15 protein-coding genes and 1 other annotated feature are annotated in these 19,809 nt (G+C 44.1%); of the genes, 12 read left to right on the top strand and 3 right to left on the bottom strand.

The window, feature by feature from the left end:
* Positions 1-5 precede the first annotated feature (5 nt).
* On the top strand, positions 6-947 hold the full coding sequence (locus ACSW3C_RS01135) for a hypothetical protein (RefSeq protein ID WP_486560419.1): 942 nt from the start codon (positions 6-8) through the stop codon (positions 945-947).
* 239 nt (positions 948-1,186) lie between these two features.
* Positions 1,187-1,408 (top strand) — a binding site (T-box leader).
* Between the two features lie 97 nt (positions 1,409-1,505).
* A complete protein-coding gene (locus tag ACSW3C_RS01130) occupies positions 1,506-4,151 on the top strand; it encodes a valine--tRNA ligase (protein WP_486560418.1) in 2,646 nt (881 codons plus the stop codon).
* 589 nt (positions 4,152-4,740) lie between these two features.
* On the opposite strand, the gene ACSW3C_RS01125 is transcribed toward ACSW3C_RS01130, so the two are convergent.
* Genes ACSW3C_RS01125 through ACSW3C_RS01115 form a run of 3 tightly spaced genes read right to left on the bottom strand, consistent with a single transcriptional unit; the run spans position 4,741 to position 6,667 of the window.
* Positions 4,741-5,001, bottom strand: a complete 261-nt coding sequence (locus tag ACSW3C_RS01125) for a hypothetical protein (RefSeq protein WP_486560416.1) — start codon at positions 4,999-5,001, stop codon at positions 4,741-4,743.
* A complete protein-coding gene (locus ACSW3C_RS01120; RefSeq protein WP_486560414.1) occupies positions 4,998-5,804 on the bottom strand; it encodes an ATP-grasp domain-containing protein in 807 nt (268 codons plus the stop codon). The genes ACSW3C_RS01125 and ACSW3C_RS01120 overlap by 4 nt, the downstream gene beginning before the upstream one ends.
* Complete coding sequence (locus ACSW3C_RS01115; protein WP_486560413.1) at positions 5,801-6,667, bottom strand: ATP-grasp domain-containing protein; 867 nt, start codon at positions 6,665-6,667, stop codon at positions 5,801-5,803. The genes ACSW3C_RS01120 and ACSW3C_RS01115 overlap by 4 nt, the downstream gene beginning before the upstream one ends.
* Positions 6,668-6,730: 63 nt before the next feature.
* On the opposite strand from ACSW3C_RS01115, the gene ACSW3C_RS01110 reads away from it, so the two are divergent.
* The 10 genes from ACSW3C_RS01110 to ACSW3C_RS01065 all read left to right on the top strand — a co-directional run bounded on the left by ACSW3C_RS01110 (position 6,731) and on the right by ACSW3C_RS01065 (position 19,720).
* Positions 6,731-7,960 (top strand): bifunctional folylpolyglutamate synthase/dihydrofolate synthase, encoded by a 1,230-nt coding sequence (locus tag ACSW3C_RS01110; RefSeq protein WP_486560412.1) that lies wholly within the window; start codon positions 6,731-6,733, stop codon positions 7,958-7,960.
* Between the two features lie 86 nt (positions 7,961-8,046).
* Complete coding sequence (locus ACSW3C_RS01105; RefSeq protein ID WP_486560411.1) at positions 8,047-9,750, top strand: GGDEF domain-containing protein; 1,704 nt, start codon at positions 8,047-8,049, stop codon at positions 9,748-9,750.
* Positions 9,751-9,766: 16 nt separating this feature from the next.
* Positions 9,767-11,491, top strand: a complete 1,725-nt coding sequence (locus ACSW3C_RS01100) for a sensor domain-containing diguanylate cyclase (RefSeq protein ID WP_486560410.1) — start codon at positions 9,767-9,769, stop codon at positions 11,489-11,491.
* 181 nt (positions 11,492-11,672) lie between these two features.
* Positions 11,673-12,092 carry a type IV pilus modification PilV family protein gene (locus tag ACSW3C_RS01095; RefSeq protein ID WP_486560408.1) on the top strand — a complete coding sequence of 140 codons (420 nt, stop codon included), beginning with the start codon at positions 11,673-11,675 and terminating at the stop codon, positions 12,090-12,092.
* 26 nt (positions 12,093-12,118) lie between these two features.
* Complete coding sequence (locus tag ACSW3C_RS01090; protein ID WP_486560406.1) at positions 12,119-12,592, top strand: prepilin-type N-terminal cleavage/methylation domain-containing protein; 474 nt, start codon at positions 12,119-12,121, stop codon at positions 12,590-12,592.
* 12 nt (positions 12,593-12,604) lie between these two features.
* Positions 12,605-14,383, top strand: coding sequence for a hypothetical protein (locus ACSW3C_RS01085; RefSeq protein WP_486560405.1), 1,779 nt, complete (start codon positions 12,605-12,607; stop codon positions 14,381-14,383).
* Between the two features lie 42 nt (positions 14,384-14,425).
* Positions 14,426-15,781 (top strand): VanW family protein, encoded by a 1,356-nt coding sequence (locus tag ACSW3C_RS01080; protein ID WP_486560404.1) that lies wholly within the window; start codon positions 14,426-14,428, stop codon positions 15,779-15,781.
* A 17-nt stretch (positions 15,782-15,798) separates the two neighbouring features.
* A complete protein-coding gene (locus ACSW3C_RS01075) occupies positions 15,799-17,457 on the top strand; it encodes a GspE/PulE family protein (protein WP_486560402.1) in 1,659 nt (552 codons plus the stop codon).
* A gap of 11 nt (positions 17,458-17,468) precedes the next feature.
* The gene (locus ACSW3C_RS01070; protein WP_486560401.1) at positions 17,469-18,509 is read left to right on the top strand and encodes a type IV pilus twitching motility protein PilT; all 1,041 of its coding nucleotides are present in this window, start codon (positions 17,469-17,471) and stop codon (positions 18,507-18,509) included.
* Positions 18,509-19,720, top strand: coding sequence for a type II secretion system F family protein (locus ACSW3C_RS01065; protein ID WP_486560399.1), 1,212 nt, complete (start codon positions 18,509-18,511; stop codon positions 19,718-19,720). The genes ACSW3C_RS01070 and ACSW3C_RS01065 overlap by 1 nt, the downstream gene beginning before the upstream one ends.
* The last annotated feature ends 89 nt before the right edge of the window (positions 19,721-19,809 follow it).

The following is a 19,809-nucleotide window of genomic DNA, read 5'->3' as shown; positions in this document are numbered from 1 at the left end:
ATTCGTTGAGGAATTTACAATGGAAGATGGAAGAATCGTTTTATTTCCCGGGACATATCGGCGTTCCTCAAGATGCCCAGTCGGTGAAAGTGAAGGCCGGTTTTACTGAAAAGAGAACGGATGACGCTGTGAGGTTGACGGGCATCTACCATATCGCTGCGAAAATCAATTTTCTAGAAGGGGAGCGTGGGGAAGGACTTCCTGAAGCGGCGGTATTTATTGACGATGTCGAACTGGAAGGCAAGCAAGGGTACTTTGAATATGCGGTGCCGTTGAACATCGATCTACCGCCTGAAGTTGGCCACCCGATGCACGTCCATGCGAAGGATGTGAAGACAACCGTCGATGAAGAAGGGGTTCTTCAAATCACTTGGGATGTGGATTGTGTATACGGAGAAGACAGTAATAAAATGGCGGAGGGTAAGGAAAAGGAACCTGAAGCAGCGGTAAATGAGGTCGCAAAGAAGGAGCCGGTTGTTGCTGATGAGCAGAAGGAAAAAGCGGCTGCACAAAAGGAAGAAGCTGTTGTTCACGCGGAGGCAAAAACCGAAGAGCAAGCCGTATCCAAACAAATCAGTCAAGCTGAAGTGAGCGAAGGAAAAGTTGAGGCGGACGCGACAAAGCAGAATGAAAAGCCGAGTGAGACGGCTGCAGCGGCGGCTGTAAAGAAGGAAGATACAGTTGATGAGGCAACGACGCCGTTAGCAGAAACTAAACCGGTGGCTGAAGACACGGTCGAGGCAATGGCTGCCGAGCCGGAAGAGAAGGTGGCAGTGGCAGTTACGGCAAAAGCCCCGCGCCAGGAAGAACAGACTGCTCTCGAAGCGCACGTCGCAACGTATGACAGCAGTTCGTTCACAGGGGGAGACGACATGCTATCATACATCGCGAGTCTTCAAGATGAATGGACCACAACGACCTTCCGTTCAAATGATGTTTTTGTATAACAGAAATGCGATTCCGCATAACAGACAGAGCAAGAGAAAGTCACCGGTTGTCGGGATAATTAATAATCGGATCAATTGAAAGCAGCAAATCGGTATAATAATACCCTTGCAATAAAAACGTGTTTTCCGCAGCCATGGTGGCAATAAATAAGGATTATACCCTCTTCTCATCACAATCTTCCTTTCGTAAAGTGGTTGACGTTTCCTATTCCATTCCGGTACAATAGTGTCAACTGCATATTGATGCGTGGAACGGGATAGTACACATGACGGTTCATTTTAGAGAGGGCTCGCCTGGTGAAAGAGCTTATGAATGGTTTTGTCGAATGTCACCCGGGAGCAGTTTCCGTGAACATTGAAGTAGCGGAAGCCGGTTAGAAGCCGTTACAAGATGTTGAGGTGCAGACGTTAGTTTGCATGAATAAAGGTGGTACCGCGAATATAACTCCTTCGTCCTTTTTGGCGATAGGGGTTTTTTTATTTTCCGGAAAACCTCCCGCATCTTTTCCGCTCATATGCATCCTGTAGAGTAATGGTTGAATTGAAGGAGGAATTGGTATGACAACTGAAAATAATACAATGCCAACGAAGTACGATCCGCAGTCGATTGAATCGGGCCGATACGAGTGGTGGCTTAAAGGCAAGTATTTTGAAGCGCAGCCGGAAAGTGGGAAAGAACCATATACGATCGTTATCCCACCGCCGAACGTAACAGGTAAATTGCATTTGGGCCACGCATGGGACACGACGTTGCAAGATATTCTGATTCGTATGAAACGGATGCAGGGCTACGACGCACTATGGCTGCCAGGCATGGACCATGCAGGGATTGCGACACAAGCGAAAGTAGAAGAAAAACTTCGTGCTGATGGCAAAACAAGATATGACTTAGGTAGGGAAAAATTCCTTGAAGAAACATGGAAATGGAAAGAGGAATATGCCAGCCACATCCGTGCGCAATGGTCAAAGCTTGGTCTAGCACTCGATTATTCCCGTGAACGGTTTACGCTTGATGAAGGTCTATCTCGCGCAGTTCGTGAAGTCTTTGTCAAATTGTATGAAAAAGGACTTATCTATCGCGGCGAATATATTATCAACTGGGATCCGGCAACCAAAACAGCCATCTCTGATATTGAAGTAATCCATAAGGATGTGCAGGGTGCATTCTATCATATGCGCTACCCACTAGCGGACGGAACCGGAAGCATCGAAATAGCGACGACTCGTCCTGAAACAATGCTTGGGGATACGGCGGTTGCGGTTCATCCAGAAGATGAGCGTTACAAGCATTTGATCGGAAAAACGGTCAAATTGCCAATCGTCGGCCGTGAAATTCCGATTGTTGCTGATGATTATGTCGACATGGAATTCGGAAGCGGTGCGGTAAAAATTACGCCTGCCCATGACCCGAACGACTTTGAAATCGGGAACCGCCACAACTTGCCTCGCGTACTCGTCATGAACGAAGACGGCTCGATGAATCAACTGGCTGGCAAATACGAAGGCATGGATCGTTTCGAATGCCGCAAACAGATCGTTAAGGATTTGCAGGATATGGGTGTCCTCTTTAAAATTGAAGAACATTTACATGCAGTCGGCCATTCAGAGCGGAGCGGCGCTGTCGTGGAACCATATTTATCCACACAATGGTTCGTTAAAATGGGGCCTCTCGCGAAAGAAGCGATCGATCTTCAGCATGGCGAAGGCAAAGTCAATTTTGTACCGGAACGTTTCGAAAAAACGTATTTGAATTGGATGGAAAACCTGCATGACTGGTGTATCTCTCGTCAGCTTTGGTGGGGCCACCGGATTCCGGCTTGGTATCATAAAGAAACAGGCGAAGTGTATGTAGGACATGAAGAACCTGCGGATATCGAAAACTGGAACCAGGACAATGACGTTCTGGACACTTGGTTCTCTTCCGCGCTATGGCCGTTCTCGACAATGGGCTGGCCGGATGCCGAAAACGAAGAATTCAAGCGCTACTATCCAACTGATACGCTCGTCACGGGCTACGATATCATCTATTTCTGGGTATCCCGCATGATTTTCCAGGGGATCGAATTTACGGGGCAACGTCCATTCAAAGACGTGCTCATTCATGGCCTTGTGCGTGCAGAAGATGGACGGAAGATGTCCAAGTCGCTCGGCAACGGCGTGGACCCGATGGATGTCATCGATCAGTACGGAGCAGATGCATTGCGCTACTTCCTGGCAACGGGTTCATCACCAGGCCAAGACCTTCGTTTCTCGACAGAGAAAGTAGAAGCGATCTGGAACTTTGCGAATAAAATCTGGAATGCCTCCCGTTTTGCTTTGATGAACATGGATGGCATGACATATGAGGAAATCGATTTGTCTGGTGAGAAATCCGTAGCAGATGCTTGGATTTTGACACGTTTGAACGAAACGATAGAGCAAGTAACGAAACTCGCTGACAAGTATGAGTTCGGTGAAGTCGGCCGTGCCCTTTACAATTTCATCTGGGACGATTTCTGCGACTGGTACATCGAGATGGCGAAATTGCCGTTATACAGTGAAGATGAAGCAGCGAAGAAGATGACACGTTCAGTGCTCGCTTATGTGCTCGATAACACGATGCGTCTATTGCATCCACTTATGCCGTTCATTACGGAAGAGATCTGGCAAAACCTACCGCATGAAGGCGAATCAATCACGACAGCTGCTTGGCCGGTTGTTGATACGTCACTAACGGATACAGACAAAGCGTCCGCAATGAAACTGCTCGTCGATCTGATCCATGCGGTGCGTAATATCCGTGCGGAAGTAAACACGCCGATGAGCAAGAAAGTTTCCTTGTACATCGCAGCTAAAGATCAGGCGATTGTAGACGTGCTGGAAGCGAACCGGAATTACATCGAACGTTTCTGCAACCCGGAAACACTTGAAATCGGCATTGGCATTTCAGCACCAGGCAAATCGATGTCCGCTGTCATTACAGGAGCAGAACTGTTCTTGCCGCTAGAAGGCTTGATCAATGTCGAAGAAGAAATTGCACGTCTCACGAAGGAATTGGCGAAGTGGGACAGCGAAGTGAAACGCGTTCAAGGCAAGCTGTCCAATGAGCGATTCATTTCCAAAGCACCGGAAGCGGTAGTTGCGGAAGAACGCGAGAAAGAAAAAGATTACTTAGAGAAGAAGGCGGCAGTCGAGCGCCGGATTGAAGAGTTGAAAGAAATGTAATACTAGCTGGCGGCCTTCTATTTAGAAGAGACCGCCAGCTTTTTTTGTTGTATTAAAAGTGTTCTTTTTGTTGGCTTATAGGTAGCTTCCAACTTGCTTTGATAAAAATACATGATGCTTGGTATACTATGGAAATACACCTTTAAGGGTTCAATGGTTTAGGTATGTCAGTAGATGACAAGAAGATGAATGAATAAAACAGGGGGGATTCATCTGGTTTATGTAATAATATTCTTTTCTCTAGTGCTCTCAACAATAGGGTCAGTTGTTATCCTGAAAAAGACGAACCATAAAAGATGGAGTATGGTAACAGCTGTGTTTGTAAATATGATCATCTTACTTTCATCCATGTTCATTCTGTACAGTATGAATGAAGAGGCGCGTATTTTCGGCGTAGATAATACGGATTCACTTGTTTTGATAATTGCTATCCCGATTATTTCGTGGGTGAATTTTGTAGTACTTCAATTTGTGAATAGAAGACGCTGGCAAGTTGATTAGCATACAACATTCAAGAAGAACATATGGAAAATAAAAAACGCACAGGCGTAACTGTGCGTGTAATTTAATGACCGAGCCTGTTAAACTTTTATGTCTCCTTATCCCTTCTCGAAAACCCATACATGGATATTAAAAAACCGAGGACTACGAGAATATAAGGAGTTCCATACAAAGAGAATTTCCCATCCAATAGGAAAATCCCACCGACCATAGTTAGATGCAAACCAAGAATCATTGTCTTCCATCCCGATTTCGAATGCCGCAGTGCCTGGATTGCTTTAAAGCTGGCATAGACGGCGAGAGGGGTAACAATTAAGATCATCAGAAAGATGGTCACTACAGGGTTCAACCGATCACCTCACCTTCCAATTTTCTTTTCACATATTTCATCAACTCCGCAGCAGGGGAGAGGTCTTGTGTCACATATAACGATCTGGCTCCGACCGGATCTTCCACTTCGTTGAGCAGCCAGTGGCCATCCGGTAACAGAAGAAAGTCGATGCCAATATAATCGCTTTTTAAAGCCTTCGCGATAGTTTGCACTTCCTTTTCCTGTGATGCGGAAAGAGCGTATCGTTCCACGGAGCCGCCTAATGTATAGTTTGATTTGAACGAATCCTGTCCCATACGTTTTACGGCACCTAGCACTTCATTCCCGAGCATGAACACCCGGATATCCGTGCTGTTCGATTCGACAAAGGGCTGGGCAATGATGTGCCGACCGGCAAATATATTGAAAAAGACCTCCGCCTCTTCTTTTGACTGACAAAGAGATACCTCATGGCCCCCATGACCATCACGTGTTTTCAAGACGATGGGGAAGGACGAAAGCTCATCGGCCGAGCCCGTTTTTTTCGTAGGGACTGCAGAAATCCCAAGCAATGACGCAAGCTCAAAGGTTTTGAGTTTATCATTGGCAATCCGGTTCACTTCCGACCGGTTGAACAGCCGAAACCCTTCTGCTTCCCATTTCGCAGAAAGCTCGGAATTTCGATCGCGAAACATAATAAAATCGGTCTCCTCGTCAGGATGTTCTTCATCAACAAGGAGAGTCAATTCCATATGCAATTGATTGGCTGAATGAATTAAGTCATCAATAAATCCCTTATTTCGTTCTGCCTCGGGGGATGAATAATAAAGACAGCCTTTCATGACAGCTTCCCTACAATGTATTCGATCATCTTATCTGCAACATTGATTCCCGTGACATTATAAATATTGCGGATATGTGCTGCAGCGTTCACTTCGCAGACTAAAGGGCTTTCGTCGTCGCCAAATAATAAGTCTACTCCAGCGAACTCTGCACCAACTGCCTCGGCAGCTTGCATTGCAATCTTCTTTTGCACGTCCGTTAGTTCGATAACGCTTGCCACGCCGCCATTTGTAATATTCGCTCGGAAATCGGTTTCAGACGAACGATACATGGCCGCCACGATTTCACCGCCGACAATATTGACCCTTATGTCACGCCCACGGCTCGAGGCAATGAACTGTTGGAATACATAATCAATCCCTCTCAATTCATCGACTTTCGCATAAAAATCTTCTTCTGATTCTATTAAATATACTTTCATCCCGAACGATCCATGTCCCTCTTTCATAATGAGCGGAAGGCCGAATTGTTCGAGCACATTTTCATAGTATCCGGAGTTCTGTATGGTGAAATTCGGATACACTTTTGGTGCAATGATCGTTTTAGGCATCGGGATGCCTGCCTTTGCCAGTTTAATATATTGTTTTGCCTTGTTGTCACACGTTTCGATGACATCCGGATCATTGAAGACGGGGATACCGTTCTGCTTCAAATAAGACGCGAGCAGAATGTCTTTATCGAGGAAAACAACAAAATCTGGTCGATCCTTGGGTAGCGCTGAGAGATCAATCATCACTTCGTAGTTCTTTTTCATTGTTGCTCGAATGCCTGCCCGTTCTGCCGCTTCCGCGACGAGTACTGCCTGATCTAGGAATTTATCGCTAGTTAAACTGCCATTGTAAATTACCCAACAACTTCTCATAAAGGACCCCTCCGGCCATGATATACTTACCCTATGCTGATTTTAACACACGGAGGGATTCAATTGATTCCAAAATTGGATGAATATAAAGAGCGATGGGACATTCGTAGTGATAGAGAGATAAAACCGGGGCTAGATCATGTGAAAGAGGCGTTGAGGCGTGTCGGAAATCCGGAAAAAGGGTTGAAAATCATTCATGTGGCTGGGACAAATGGGAAAGGTTCCACAGTCGCCTTCATGGAAGCCGTATTACAAGAGCACGGCTTTCGGACTGGAGTATTCTCTTCTCCGGCGCTTGTCGATCTGCATGACCAAATCAGATTAGACGGTCTGCCGGTAAGCAGAACGGAGCTGGACGAAGCATTTCGTTGCATGAAGGAAAAGGGTCTAAGCGACTTAGTCACAGATTTTGAGCTGCTGACAGTTGCCGCATTCTTGGTGTTTCAACAAAATGCACCCGATTATGTCTTGCTGGAATGCGGGATGGGAGGGGAGCTGGACAGCACAAACGTAGTGACGCCGCTCGTTTCTGTCATTACGCCGATCGCGCTGGACCATGAAGGGTTCCTCGGAACGACACTTACCGAAATTGCGGGCCATAAAGCGGGCATTATGAAGGAGCGGGTGCCTGTCGTAACGGGAAGTTTGCCGGTTGATGCAGAAATTGTGATCAGACAGAGAGCAGGGGAACTGGATAGCCCTTGGAGTTGCTTCGGAGTGGACTTTACAGTGGAGACAGGGGAAACGGAACGTTTCGTGGGCTCTGCTTCATTCGAATGGCAAACGAGGAGGATGAAAGGTCCACACCAGGCAAGGAACGCGGCGATTGCGTTGGAAGCGCTGTTGCAGGCGGGAATTAAACTGGAGCAGTCATCCGTCGCAGCCGCCATTGCCAAAGCACAGCTTCCGTTCAGGTTTCAGGAAATTAGCGAGGGGGTATTTCTGGATGGTGCGCATAATCCGGCTGCAGCTAAAGCGCTGGCTGATACGATCCGGACAGAGTTCCCTGGAGAAAAAGTTGATTTTGTAGTTGGAATGCTGCAAACCAAAGATATTCAAAAGACCCTGGATGAACTGATTCCCGTGGCGGAGTCTTTTACGTTTATCTCCTTTCCGCATCCACAAGCCGCTTCGGCAGAACAGCTGATGGAAAGTTGTCGGTATAGTACAAAAAGGGTGACAAAATTGGAAACTGATTCTATAATACTAACAAGAGGAAATACTAGGAAGAAAATAGTTGCAGGCTCACTGTATCTTATCACTAGTCTTTTGGACTACTATAAGTTAAAATGAGGATGGAAGTTCATTTTGTGTAATGAATTGGGAATCATGTAAAATAAATTAAGGGCTCGTGCAACTAGGTAAGGAGGAAATGAGAAATGTCCCAGAAGAGAGATCATATACTTATTTATTTCTTTTGTTGGCTGCTCATTGTTCCTTCTGGACTCTATTTGGCATGGGCAAATTTTTCTCCGCAGTCATTCGATTGGCTCCGGCTCATTCTTTACACGGTCATGGCATTATTGACTTCTTCTTTCATTGTGAAATTCAATGGTAAACCTATTTCATTGACGATGTGGGTGACGATGGCCGTATTTCTGGAGTATGGACTGTTCGTTGAAATGTTCATTAGCCAGCTGGCGCTTTTCGCTACATTGACCGTGCAAAAAAGTTCATTGCCGTTCATAAAGAGGTATTTCATTAATTCATCGATGGTCATGATCACTTCGGCTGTTGCGGCTTTCGGATTCTTTTTTATCGGCGGTGATATCGGTACGAGGCATTTTGGAATCGCCCTCGTCAGCCTCGCTGTCTACCGGCTGTTTTATACAGTTGCTAATTTATCGATACTTAAAATCTATTTCAAGTATAGCAGGAGTTCATCAGTTTTTACGTTACGTGATATTGCCTTTGAATATGGAAGCGTCGTTCTTCTGCTTCCAATTTCCTTAACGCTGTACTTTTTACTTGAGGTCATTGGGGAAAGTGCGTTTGCTCTGATTGGCATTCCGTATCTGGCGACAGTGACGATCATCCGTCAATATAGTAAATCGGAGCGTGTGAACAGTGACTTGAAAAGGGCGGGTGAGATCGGAAACGAATTGGCCGGCATATCAAATGTCCAGCAAGTCCGGGATCAATTCATCCAAAAAGTAAGTGTCCTGTTTCAGTCGGATCATGTGTACTTGTTCAAAAGTCATGGACAATGGTTGGAGCAAGTGAGGGTTTTGGAAGACGATCGCTTCATAGACAATGGATTTGAATCGTTCCAAATTGGCCAAGGAATCGCTGGAAGTGTCCTCTCCAAAACAGAGCCTGTTATATACCGGCGAAGATCCGAGTGGGAAGATATCGCACTGCACTTCGCACCGCTCGATTTGGAAAGTATTTTATGTGTACCGATTTCCCACCATGATGAAGTGGAATTCATTCTTCTGCTCGGCTCAAGAAGAAGAAAGGCATTTAAGGAATATCAGCTGAAGATTTTAGATTTGCTAGGCTCTTACTTTATCGTGTCGCTCGACAAAGCGAGATATATGCAAGAAGCTCTGGCGAAGAGTGAGAAATGCGCATTGACGAAGCTCTATAACTATAAATATCTGGAAGATAAGTTGTCCGGCGACATGAAAAAGCTTGACAGAGGGGATCTTAGTTCACTCTCCCTCGTCATGGTGGACATCGACCATTTTAAACAAGTCAATGACACGTATGGGCATCAAAGTGGAAATGATATTCTTGCGAGTTTTGCGCAGCTGTTAGATCAGGTTAAACCGGAAGGCGCGACGGTCGGCAGGTACGGGGGCGAAGAATTTTTAGTCTTGCTTCCAAATAAACAGAAGGATGAGGCTTATATTTTTGCAGAAGCATTACGGCAGCAAATCAAAGCTACGCCATTTGCGATCATTCCTGATTTAAGTGAAGATAAACGGCAAGTTGATGTATTCATTACTTCAAGTATTGGCGTATCTGCAGCTCCGGATGACGCGGACGAAGCGATGACTCTGTTGCGGAATGCGGACCGTGCTCTGTACATTGGCGCGAAGCAGGCGGGCCGGGACCGAGTGGCACAATATGTGAGATGACGAAAGGAGGATGGGAATGCAATATTCTGCGATGCAAAAGAGAGTCATATTAACGTTGTGGTTGTTGCTTTTCCCGTCTGTATTGTATGTCAGCATCCATTACTTCCCGCTTGAAAAGTTAAATTGGTTCGATATTGGGTTTAATTTAGTTGTGTATGCACTCATTATGATGCTGCCAGTTCGTTTGAACAGTGTTTCATTGAGTCTGGACCGGTGGGTATTATTTTATGTGTTTTTCCACTATGGTTTAGCAGTTGAATTTCTTTTTATCCAGTTTGGTGTCTTTCTTCTCTTATTTTCGGACCGTTCCTCAACATCTAAAATAATGAGATTCGCAGGTAACTCGGTCATTTTTGCCATCGTTTCAATTACAAGTGCGGCAGTATATTACGCAGTAGGCGGAACGGTGGGCGAGCCATCTGTCGGCAGGCTGGCGTTGTTCGGATTCTTGTATGCGTCAACGTATTCCGTCATGAATAACTTGCTGCTACTGGCTTATTTTAAATTTGTGAAATATAAGGCGATCGATTTTTGGGATTCTGCAATGAAAGACTATGTCATTACGATACTGCTTCTTCCTTTCGCCATTACATTATGTTTCCTGACAGAACTCTTGGATAATAAATCATTTTTGCTGATCGGCATTCCATTTATTCTGGTATTGCTGATCACAAGGCGCTATGTGCAATCGGAAGGGTTGCATGACGTACTAACCTCTGCCACAGCGATCGGCCATCAACTGGCTAAAAATCTGCGGGTGGCAGATGTGATGGACACATTTATTAGTAAGCTCAAAACAGTTATCCCCTATGAGAATGCGTATATTATTGATTTAAGAGAAGATAAGCTGGTCATGCTGCGGGTAGTGGAGGATGGTCAAATTGTGGAGAAAGCGGAGCTGTTCACTTGTCCAGAATGGCTCATTGCAGGGAACGGACTGGACACGGAGGCGACCTGTGTTTATTCGAATCGAAAAATGATGAGCAAATTGGAACAGTTTCATTTTGCACCGGTCATTCAATCCGTTATGACCACCCCGATACTTCGAGGATCGAAGACAGAAGGCTTTTTAATTCTCACCGCAAGCAGCCGCTACATATTCACGGAGCTGCATACTAAAATGATAGGTGTGCTGGCCGGATACTTAATAGCATCTATCGACAAAGCTATGTATTTTGAGAAAACAGTGGAAAAGAGTGAACGATGCGGCTTAACCGGACTTCATAATTTCAGATACTTGGAACGGAAAATGGATGAGGAAATGATCCGGTTTCATACAAAAGATATTAGCCAGTTGTCCGTTATCATTTTGGATATTGACCATTTCAAATCAATTAATGATTCCTTTGGCCATCAAAGTGGAAATGATCTGCTTTGCGCGTTTGCGGAACTGCTCAAAAGCCATGTAGCGGAAGGTGCGACTCTCACCCGTTACGGAGGAGAGGAATTTGTCATGCTGCTGCCGGATGTCGATAAACAGCAGGCCTACAAAATCGCAGAATCGATTCGGATCGAAGTAATGGCAACCGATTTCCGAATCATTCCGGATCTCACGGCAGATAGGCAAGCAATCCAAGTACAAATGACAATCAGCGCAGGTGTCGCCTCCATCCCAATTGATGCGAACGACGCAAAAGACCTATTGCGCAAGGCCGACCGTGCACTTTACATCGGCGGAAAGCAGGCCGGCCGGAACCGCGTCGGCGTCTACGAAGAAAATCAGTTCAATACCGTCGTATAACCAGGACCGGGGAACCGGTCTTTTTTTTATATCTTTTTTACTAGCATTCGAGAAAAGTTGATAAGTTTTGATAAGTTTTGTATGCTGTAAGTAACAAGATTGATAGGAATGTAAAGAAACTGTAATCTGTAGGATTAAACAACAATAATAGTGGAAGAGATAACAAAGGGAGGGCAATTCCATGAAGCGTTTACGAGTACACAACAATGAACGAGGTTTGACGCTAGTGGAGATATTGGCCTCCCTTGTTATTTTAGGAATCGTCTTCGTCGGCTTCATGACGGTATTTCCGCAGATGACGAATTTTAATGAGAAGACGGGAAGCAAGCTGGAGACGATGAATTTGGCTCGGAGTAAGTTGGATGAAATAAAAGATAGGGGAATTCCGGCTGAATGCGAAGGAATGACAGATATATGTGTTATACCTGATGATAGTGAAGAAGATTATAAAGTGATACTTGAATATACAATGAATCCTGATTTGAAAAAAGAAGGAGAGGCGACTGATCAAGTCGCCTTATACCAAGTGCATATCAAATTTTTTAGGCTGGGGCACGAAAACAAGCCAGTCAGCGAAACGTTCGGTTATGTGCGGGAATGATCGGAGATAGGTAGGGGGTGAAAGGTGTGTTGAAAAAACAGGATGGAATGACTTTAGTAGAAGTGCTGGCAACACTCCTTTTATCTTCCCTTGTTATCTTGCTCATCTGGACTACTGTCTCGATCAGCATCAAATATAATGTGACAGAAACGAAAAAACTGCAAATGCAGCAAGATGCGAATTATATAATTACAGATATTCAGCGCATACATAGGAAATATGACTGTTATCAAATAAAAAAACAAGAAAGCAGTGGTTCGTGGGAAGTCCAGGATTGCTGGAATGGGAAGATCATTTCGGTTTATTCGAACCCTGGCTTTAACTATGTGTTGTCAGGACAACCTGAAAAAATATATACAAAACAAAGTAAGAACGAAGCTGAAGCACAATACTCTCCTTCCTACCTTTTAACAGTGAGAGTAGATAGTGATAACAATAATGGACCATCTATAAAAGTGCAAACTACTATTTCCCGTATTGATGAAAGGACTAAGCGATAGGAGGCATGTGAGATGAAACTTCTTAAAAATCAAAGTGGATATACGTTACTCATTGTCCTCTTTTTGGTCGTTTTGATTATGACGGTTACTGCTGTTTTTGTGAGAGGTTCTATAAGTAATGCTAAGCAAGAACACCTTGTGGATGATAATCAGCTTTCAGTTGTTGCTGCAGAAATGGGCGTAGACTTTTATTCTACATTGTATACTAATACGTTTATTCAAGAGAGAGAGAAAATATGGAAGCAAAATATTGAAGAATTCAAGATTGCTTTAGAGGAACCTAATGCGGATATTGTTATACTTGCTCAGACATATAGAAATAATATTGCTGAAGATATTATCAAAGTGTTAGAAAGAACAAAAGATGAAATGCCGAAAAACGTTGATTTTATGAAAAGTGAATTTGTTTTTGATTGGAATGAAGCGGAGAATTACATTGAAGGCTCTGGCTTTGTGGAAGGGAAATATCAAAACGGTAAAAATTCTGCCTTGGAAGTAACCTTGAATTTTCTAATACCTCCGCTTATAGATCTAGAAGATGGAGATTCAAATAATGAGAAAAATGATTTTATAATGCCTGCTTTAAGTATAAGAGATATTCCCTCAAATAATGTTGCACCCATAAAAATAACAAGTGAATTTGATTCTTCAAATGGCATATTACAAAATAATAAGAATGGTTTTAAGGTAGAGAAGGTTGGAAAAGTATCCGTGGGTATTATTCAAAGTAATGGAGGTATAGTTGAAATAAACTCAGAGGATGATATTACTACAAATAATTTATATGAAAACAATATTATTGTTATTAGTAGTAATAAAAAAATTAATACCTCTAACGTTCAAGGAAATAAAGGTAATATAACAATTCACGGAATGGATGATATCAATTTATCCAGTAATTTATATGGTAATCAGAAGCAGATAGATATTCTCACGAATAACAAATTAGTAGTCGTAGGAAACGTTGGAGAGAACAAAGGTAAGGTCATACTAACTGCCGGAAATGATATTACAATAGGCAATTTTAAAGATAATAAAGAAGGAGTACAAATTTATACGCATGGGAAATTTACGTCCGGCTCGATCGATGGCACTCAAAATGGTCTAACAATATTATCAAAGGATGATTTCAGTTCTGGGCAACTTAAAGGAAATAATAATGTAATAATTGAATCGAATAAAAAATTTACTTCTGCTTCGATTCATGAAACAACAGGATCCCTTGTAATAAAAGCAAGAGATGACATTAAAGCAGACATTGTACAAGATAATAAGAATGTATTCATGCAGTCAAATAAAAAGATTACATTACAAAGAGTGTATGGAAATAATGGTATTGAAATCTTTAGTCAAGATGATTTTCATTCTAAAGAAGTAATTCAATCAAATACTGATATTAGTATTTGGACAAACGGTAAATTTACTGCTTCTAATAACATCTATGGGAATATAGGGATTACAATATTTAGTAAAGATGATTTTTCTTCTGGTAATATACAGGACAATAAAAACCTTAAAATTATCACTTTAGATAAATTCTCTGCTACTAATCTATGGCTAGGCGAGAATTCATTAGTTTGCGTTGGTGGAGATTATAATGTCCAAAATGGAGTAAATATTCCATCATCCAGTCATGTATATGTAAAAGGTAAGATCAATAAAAACAGAGGTGAGGAAAAGATTTCTGATTTAGAATGGGAACAAAAATGCGGTGTGAAAGCTGGGAATAGCACGGATGGTGTAAATGAAGTTGGGCAATGGGATCCTCCGTTAATCCAGGTTGATTACTAACTACAGAGACTTATTATTTGATATTGAAAAAGGTGAAACTAATTGAAAAAGAGAGCGATAATATTATCGGTTGTAGTGTCTTTGGTTATTGTTTTAATTTCAACATCCGTCTTTGCTTCCGATTTACGATTTACAAAAACATTCCCACCACACACCTTCATCGGCCCATACGACATCTCCGGCTTAACAGCCAGTGAAGCGAAAGCCAAGTTGGCAACCGATGTAACCGCACTTCACGATGAGATGGAGCTGTCGATCGTGTATTTAGATGAGACAGTTCAAGTGCCGAAGGAAATAGTAGCTTTTAATGTAGAGAAATCTGTAGTGGAAGCGCAGCCTGGTGAGGAAAACCCCTTGTACTCGATTGTTTCAGCAGATGGTTTAGAGACTGTGTTGGAGCAACAATTCGAATCTATTTCGTTTTCGAAGGAATCGATTGAAATGATTTCACAGGGAATTATGGAAGAAATGCAGAGTGCCACTTTTCCGCATGTTGTGTACATAACGGATTATATGACAAAGGCTGACCGGAAGCAGACGATTGTAGCGTCGGCTAGTCATTCGATGGACCATCTTTCTCCCATTCTAGTTGAAGCCATACGGAATCTTGACGGGGCGGAGATTAAAAGGCATCAAGTTTTTGATTTGATGGAAGAACTTGGGGAAGCGGCGGTGGCCCCGTTATCTGACTCTGAGCTGACGATTCTTTCTTCAACCTTGTATCAAGCGGTTTTGCAAACGAATTTTGCGATTGAGGAACGGGCCATTAGCTCGTCGCTTCCTCCTACAATTGAAGCTGGATTTGAAGCCGCAGTGAATCGCCGGTTGGGTATCGGATTTTCATTTCGGAATCCTAATAAAGCAGATTATATCTTGCGTACGGAAGTGAACGCAAATGAGTTGCGGCTTTCCATTGAGGGGTTGCCGTTAGTGTACGAGTATGAACCTTACGTAGAGCGGGTTGATACCTACAAGCCGCGGATCATCAAGCAATTCAGTGCTTTTATCCAAACAGGTCAGGTTATTGAGAAGGAACCAGGTAAAGATGGACTGGAAGCAATTGTTCAGCGAGCGTTGAAGCAAGAAGGTGTTTTAATGGAGATGGAACCGGTGTCCAAAGATTTTTACGCCCCTCTTCCTAGAGTCGAACTGCACCCCCTAGTAGATGAAAAAGAGACTGGGAGCTCAGTGGATACAACTGATTCTGACACAGTAACAGTTCCAGGTGGCAATGAAATGACTTCTGAATCACCTTCTACACAAACCGGTGGCAGTCAGGAAGAAGTGACTTCAGGGCAAACAAGCACCGTAACTCCTTCCGCCGGATCGGATGGACAACAGTCGGATAGTCAGGAAGGCATCATTTATGACAAGGGCGGTATGCCGGTCAACAAGTGATCGAGAGGAGATAAAGTATGGCGACAACTCGAAAACGGCTCGGGGATTTGCTTGTGGAATCCGGCCTGATTACGGAAGAACAGCTTCAGACGGCGTTAGCAGAGAAACCCCGCGACCAGAAGCTTGGAGATTCACTATTGCAACGGGGTTATATTACCGAGCAACAATTAATAGAAGTTTTGGAGTTTCAATTGGGGATCCCGCACATCAACTTGTTCAGATATCCGTTCGATCCAAAGCTCTTCAATATCGTTCCGAAAGAGTTTTCTAAACGGAATTTAATCGTTCCTCTAAAGGCTGAAGGAGACAAGCTGTTTGTGGCAATGGCTGATCCAATGGACTATTTATCCATTGATGACTTGCGCCTTTCAACAGGTTTTCATATTGAACCGGCAATTGCATCAAAAGACGATATCTTGCGGACAATCACCAAGTATTACGAGGATGATTTACTAGAAGACTTTTTAATTGACCAGCCCGAAGATACGCGTGAGCAGCAGGATGAACTGACCGACCTGGACTCGCCGATTGTGCGGCTTGTAAATCAATTGCTTTCATCTGCCATCACCCAAAAAGCAAGTGATATTCATATCGATCCGCAGGAACATCAAGTGGCGATCCGCTTTCGTATTGATGGGTTGCTTCATACGGAGCGCTATTTGCCGAAGCATATGCAATCGATGCTGACAGCGCGGATTAAAATCATGTCCCGGCTTGATATTACTGAGCAACGGGTTCCGCAAGACGGTCGAATTAAAGTGAATATCGATTTTAGGCCGATTGATTTACGTGTATCGACGCTTCCTACAGTATTTGGGGAAAAGATTGTTATGCGTATTCTGGATTTAAGCAGCTCCTTAAATGATCTATCAAAACTGGGATTCAGTGAAACGAATTTAGAACGTTTTTTACACCAAATTGAGCGGCCGAATGGCATTGTGTTGATTTCTGGTCCGACGGGCTCGGGGAAATCATCCACTTTATATGCTGCACTTAACCGGTTGAACCAAGAGGAAGTAAATCTGATTACGGTAGAAGATCCGGTAGAGTATCAGCTTGAAGGAATCAACCAAATTCAGGTGAATCCGCAGGTAGGACTGACTTTTGCGGCTGGGCTCCGGTCAATCCTCCGGCAAGATCCGGATATTGTCATGGTCGGTGAAATCCGGGACCGAGAGACAGTTGAAATTGCCATTCGGGCATCGCTCACGGGGCATCTTGTACTTAGCACGATTCATACAAATGACTCGATTGCATCGGTCACAAGGCTGCTCGATATGGGTGTCGAACCTTTCCTTGTCACGTCATCTGTCAACGCGATTGTTGCGCAACGGCTCATCCGTCGCGTTTGCCGTGATTGCGGAGCGCCGATGCCCGCATCCAATCGGGAAAAGGAAATTTTTGCAAAACGAGGCAAGTCCATTGAAACGATTGTACGGGGACCTGGTTGTGCGTCATGCAACATGACGGGATATCGCGGTCGCATTGCCATTCATGAAGTGCTTGTCTTGACGGATGAAATGCGCGAGGTGATCAATAACGGCGGAACACCTTCCAAGCTTCGTGAAATCGCCATTCAGAGCGGCACGATCTTCTTGATTGACGATGGACTGGATAAAGTACAGCAAGGCATCACGACGACAGAAGAAGTTTTGCGTGTAGCTTTGATTGAATAGGGGTATCAAATATGAAAGACAGAATTGATGAACTATTGACAAAAGCCTTTGAATTGAAAGCATCTGATATTCATTTGACTATTGGGATGCCGCCTGTATTTAGAATCCATGGCGATTTAAAAAGGTATGGAACAGACGAATTGGATAGCGATTTTACAGAACTTGTCGCCAAGACGACGATACCCAGTAAATTGTTTGAAACGTTCAAAACGAGCGGGCAGATTGATTACTCGTACGAGGTTTCAGGAGTTTCTCGATTTCGTGTCAATGCGTTTCAGCAAAGAGGGGCGGTGTCAATCGCCTTCCGGACCATACCGACGAAAATCCCGACAATTGAGGAACTTCAACTTCCTGGCGTGCTCAAATCACTCGCCGGCACGCCTCAAGGACTTATCCTTGTCACGGGGCCGACCGGTTCTGGGAAGTCAACGACTCTAGCCTCAATGCTTCGTTACATTAATGAAACGATGCGTAAGCATATTATTACACTGGAAGATCCAATTGAGTATGTGCACGCGCATAGTGCATCAATTATTGATCAGCGTGAGGTAGGCTTTGACACCGATTCATTTGCTGCCGGGCTGCGAGCATCGCTCCGGCAGGATCCAGACGTCATTCTAGTCGGTGAGATGCGGGATTTAGAGACGATATCAACGGCAATTACCGCAGCGGAAACAGGGCATCTTGTGCTGGCGACACTTCATACTTGGAGTGCTGCTTCCACAATCGATCGGATCATTGATGTGTTTCCACATGGCCAGCAGGCGCAGATCCGCGTCCAGCTAGCCGGCGTATTGACGGCAGTTCTATCGCAGCGTTTATTTCCGACAGTTGATAAATCAGGAAGAAGGGCAGCGACGGAACTGATGATCAACAATCCCGCAATCGCAAACCTGATTCGATCCGAAAAAGTCCATCAAATCCCAAACGTTATTCAAACGAACCGGGCCATGGGCATGCATATGATGTCTTCTTCGGTCAGACAATTGCTCGATCAGGGGATCATTGCGTATGACATGGCGATGCCGTATCTCGAAGGTGATGAATCGTAATGGCGCGTTTTAAATATGAAGGTCGTGACGCTCGATCGATCCGGACTGGGGTTATTACGGCGGGAAACAAGCGGGAAGCTGCATTAAAGCTTAAAAACCAAGGGATACGGGTGAAAAACCTGCAAGAAATTGCGGAGACGGCGCTGACGAAAGAGATTCATCTTGGCAGGCCTGTCAAACGGACGCAGTTCATCATGTTTCTGCGCCAGTTCTCCACATTATTGAGGGCCGGGGTTACAATTGTAGAATCCATCCGCATTTTATCCCTCCAAGTGGAAGGAAAACAGTTTCAAAAGATATTGATTGCGATAGGGGATGACCTGAGAGGGGGCGGTTCATTATCCGCAGCGCTTGCCAAGCATCCAAAGGCATTTGAACCACTCGTCATCAATATGATTGAAGCGGGAGAAATGTCCGGAACCGTTGACGATTCTCTCGACCGTCTCGCTGATCATTATGAGAAAGCACATCGTTTGAAGCAAAAGGTGTTATCAGCGCTTTCGTATCCCATTGTTGTTGGCATTGTGGCAATAGGCGTTGTAATTTTCTTACTGACATTTGTGGTGCCTATGTTCGTCGACCTGTTTGACAGTGTAGGCGGAGAATTGCCATGGCTGACGAAATTCGTTTTACAGGCGAGCGATTTCATGGTCGATTATTGGTACGTATTCTTTTTATTCGTGGCGGCCATTGTTGTGACTATTTTGATGATGAGATCGAACCGGAATGGGAAATTCATGCTCGATACGATGCTGCTGCGAATGCCGATCTTTGGCGATATCGTCAAAAAATCCGCGCTCGCAACATTGACACGGACGCTCAGCTCTTTGTTTTCGAGTTCTGTTCCCATTTTGCAATCACTCTCGATGACGGAACGGATCGTCGAAAATGAAGTCGTTTCCCGTGTTGTTTCGGAATCAAGGGAATCATTGCAACGGGGCGGCTCGCTCACGGAGCCGATGCTCGGACACTGGGCATTCCCACCATTAATTCCCCATATGATTGCAATTGGAGAACAAACCGGTTCTCTCGACACGATGCTGGCAAAAGTGGCAGATTTCTACGAAAAAGAAGTTGATGCGGCAACCGATCGACTGAAAGCATTGATTGAACCACTCATGATTGTCTTACTAGCAGGTTTAGTTGGGACTATAGTCCTTTCAATACTACTCCCGATGTTCAGCATATTTACACAGATTGATAATTTATGACGAAAAGATAAACAGTTAGAAAGAAATATAGGATTATAGTTCCATTCTGTCTGGGAGTTTGGTATGCTTGTCTTATACAAAAGGTTGGA

Source organism: Sporosarcina sp. AD_1 (assembly GCF_057373025.1).
Note: the sequence above shows the minus strand (reverse complement) of the source record. Positions and strands in the feature narration are given on the sequence as shown.

Coding starts and splice junctions, on each gene's coding strand:
- ACSW3C_RS01120 (WP_486560414.1), bottom strand. CDS start 5,804: ATGAAAGGCTGTCTTTATTATTCATCCCCCGAGGCAGAACGAAATAAG.
- ACSW3C_RS01095 (WP_486560408.1), top strand. CDS start 11,673: ATGAAGCGTTTACGAGTACACAACAATGAACGAGGTTTGACGCTAGTG.
- ACSW3C_RS01130 (WP_486560418.1), top strand. CDS start 1,506: ATGACAACTGAAAATAATACAATGCCAACGAAGTACGATCCGCAGTCG.
- ACSW3C_RS01075 (WP_486560402.1), top strand. CDS start 15,799: ATGGCGACAACTCGAAAACGGCTCGGGGATTTGCTTGTGGAATCCGGC.
- ACSW3C_RS01100 (WP_486560410.1), top strand. CDS start 9,767: ATGCAATATTCTGCGATGCAAAAGAGAGTCATATTAACGTTGTGGTTG.
- ACSW3C_RS01070 (WP_486560401.1), top strand. CDS start 17,469: ATGAAAGACAGAATTGATGAACTATTGACAAAAGCCTTTGAATTGAAA.
- ACSW3C_RS01115 (WP_486560413.1), bottom strand. CDS start 6,667: ATGAGAAGTTGTTGGGTAATTTACAATGGCAGTTTAACTAGCGATAAA.
- ACSW3C_RS01065 (WP_486560399.1), top strand. CDS start 18,509: ATGGCGCGTTTTAAATATGAAGGTCGTGACGCTCGATCGATCCGGACT.
- ACSW3C_RS01085 (WP_486560405.1), top strand. CDS start 12,605: ATGAAACTTCTTAAAAATCAAAGTGGATATACGTTACTCATTGTCCTC.
- ACSW3C_RS01105 (WP_486560411.1), top strand. CDS start 8,047: ATGTCCCAGAAGAGAGATCATATACTTATTTATTTCTTTTGTTGGCTG.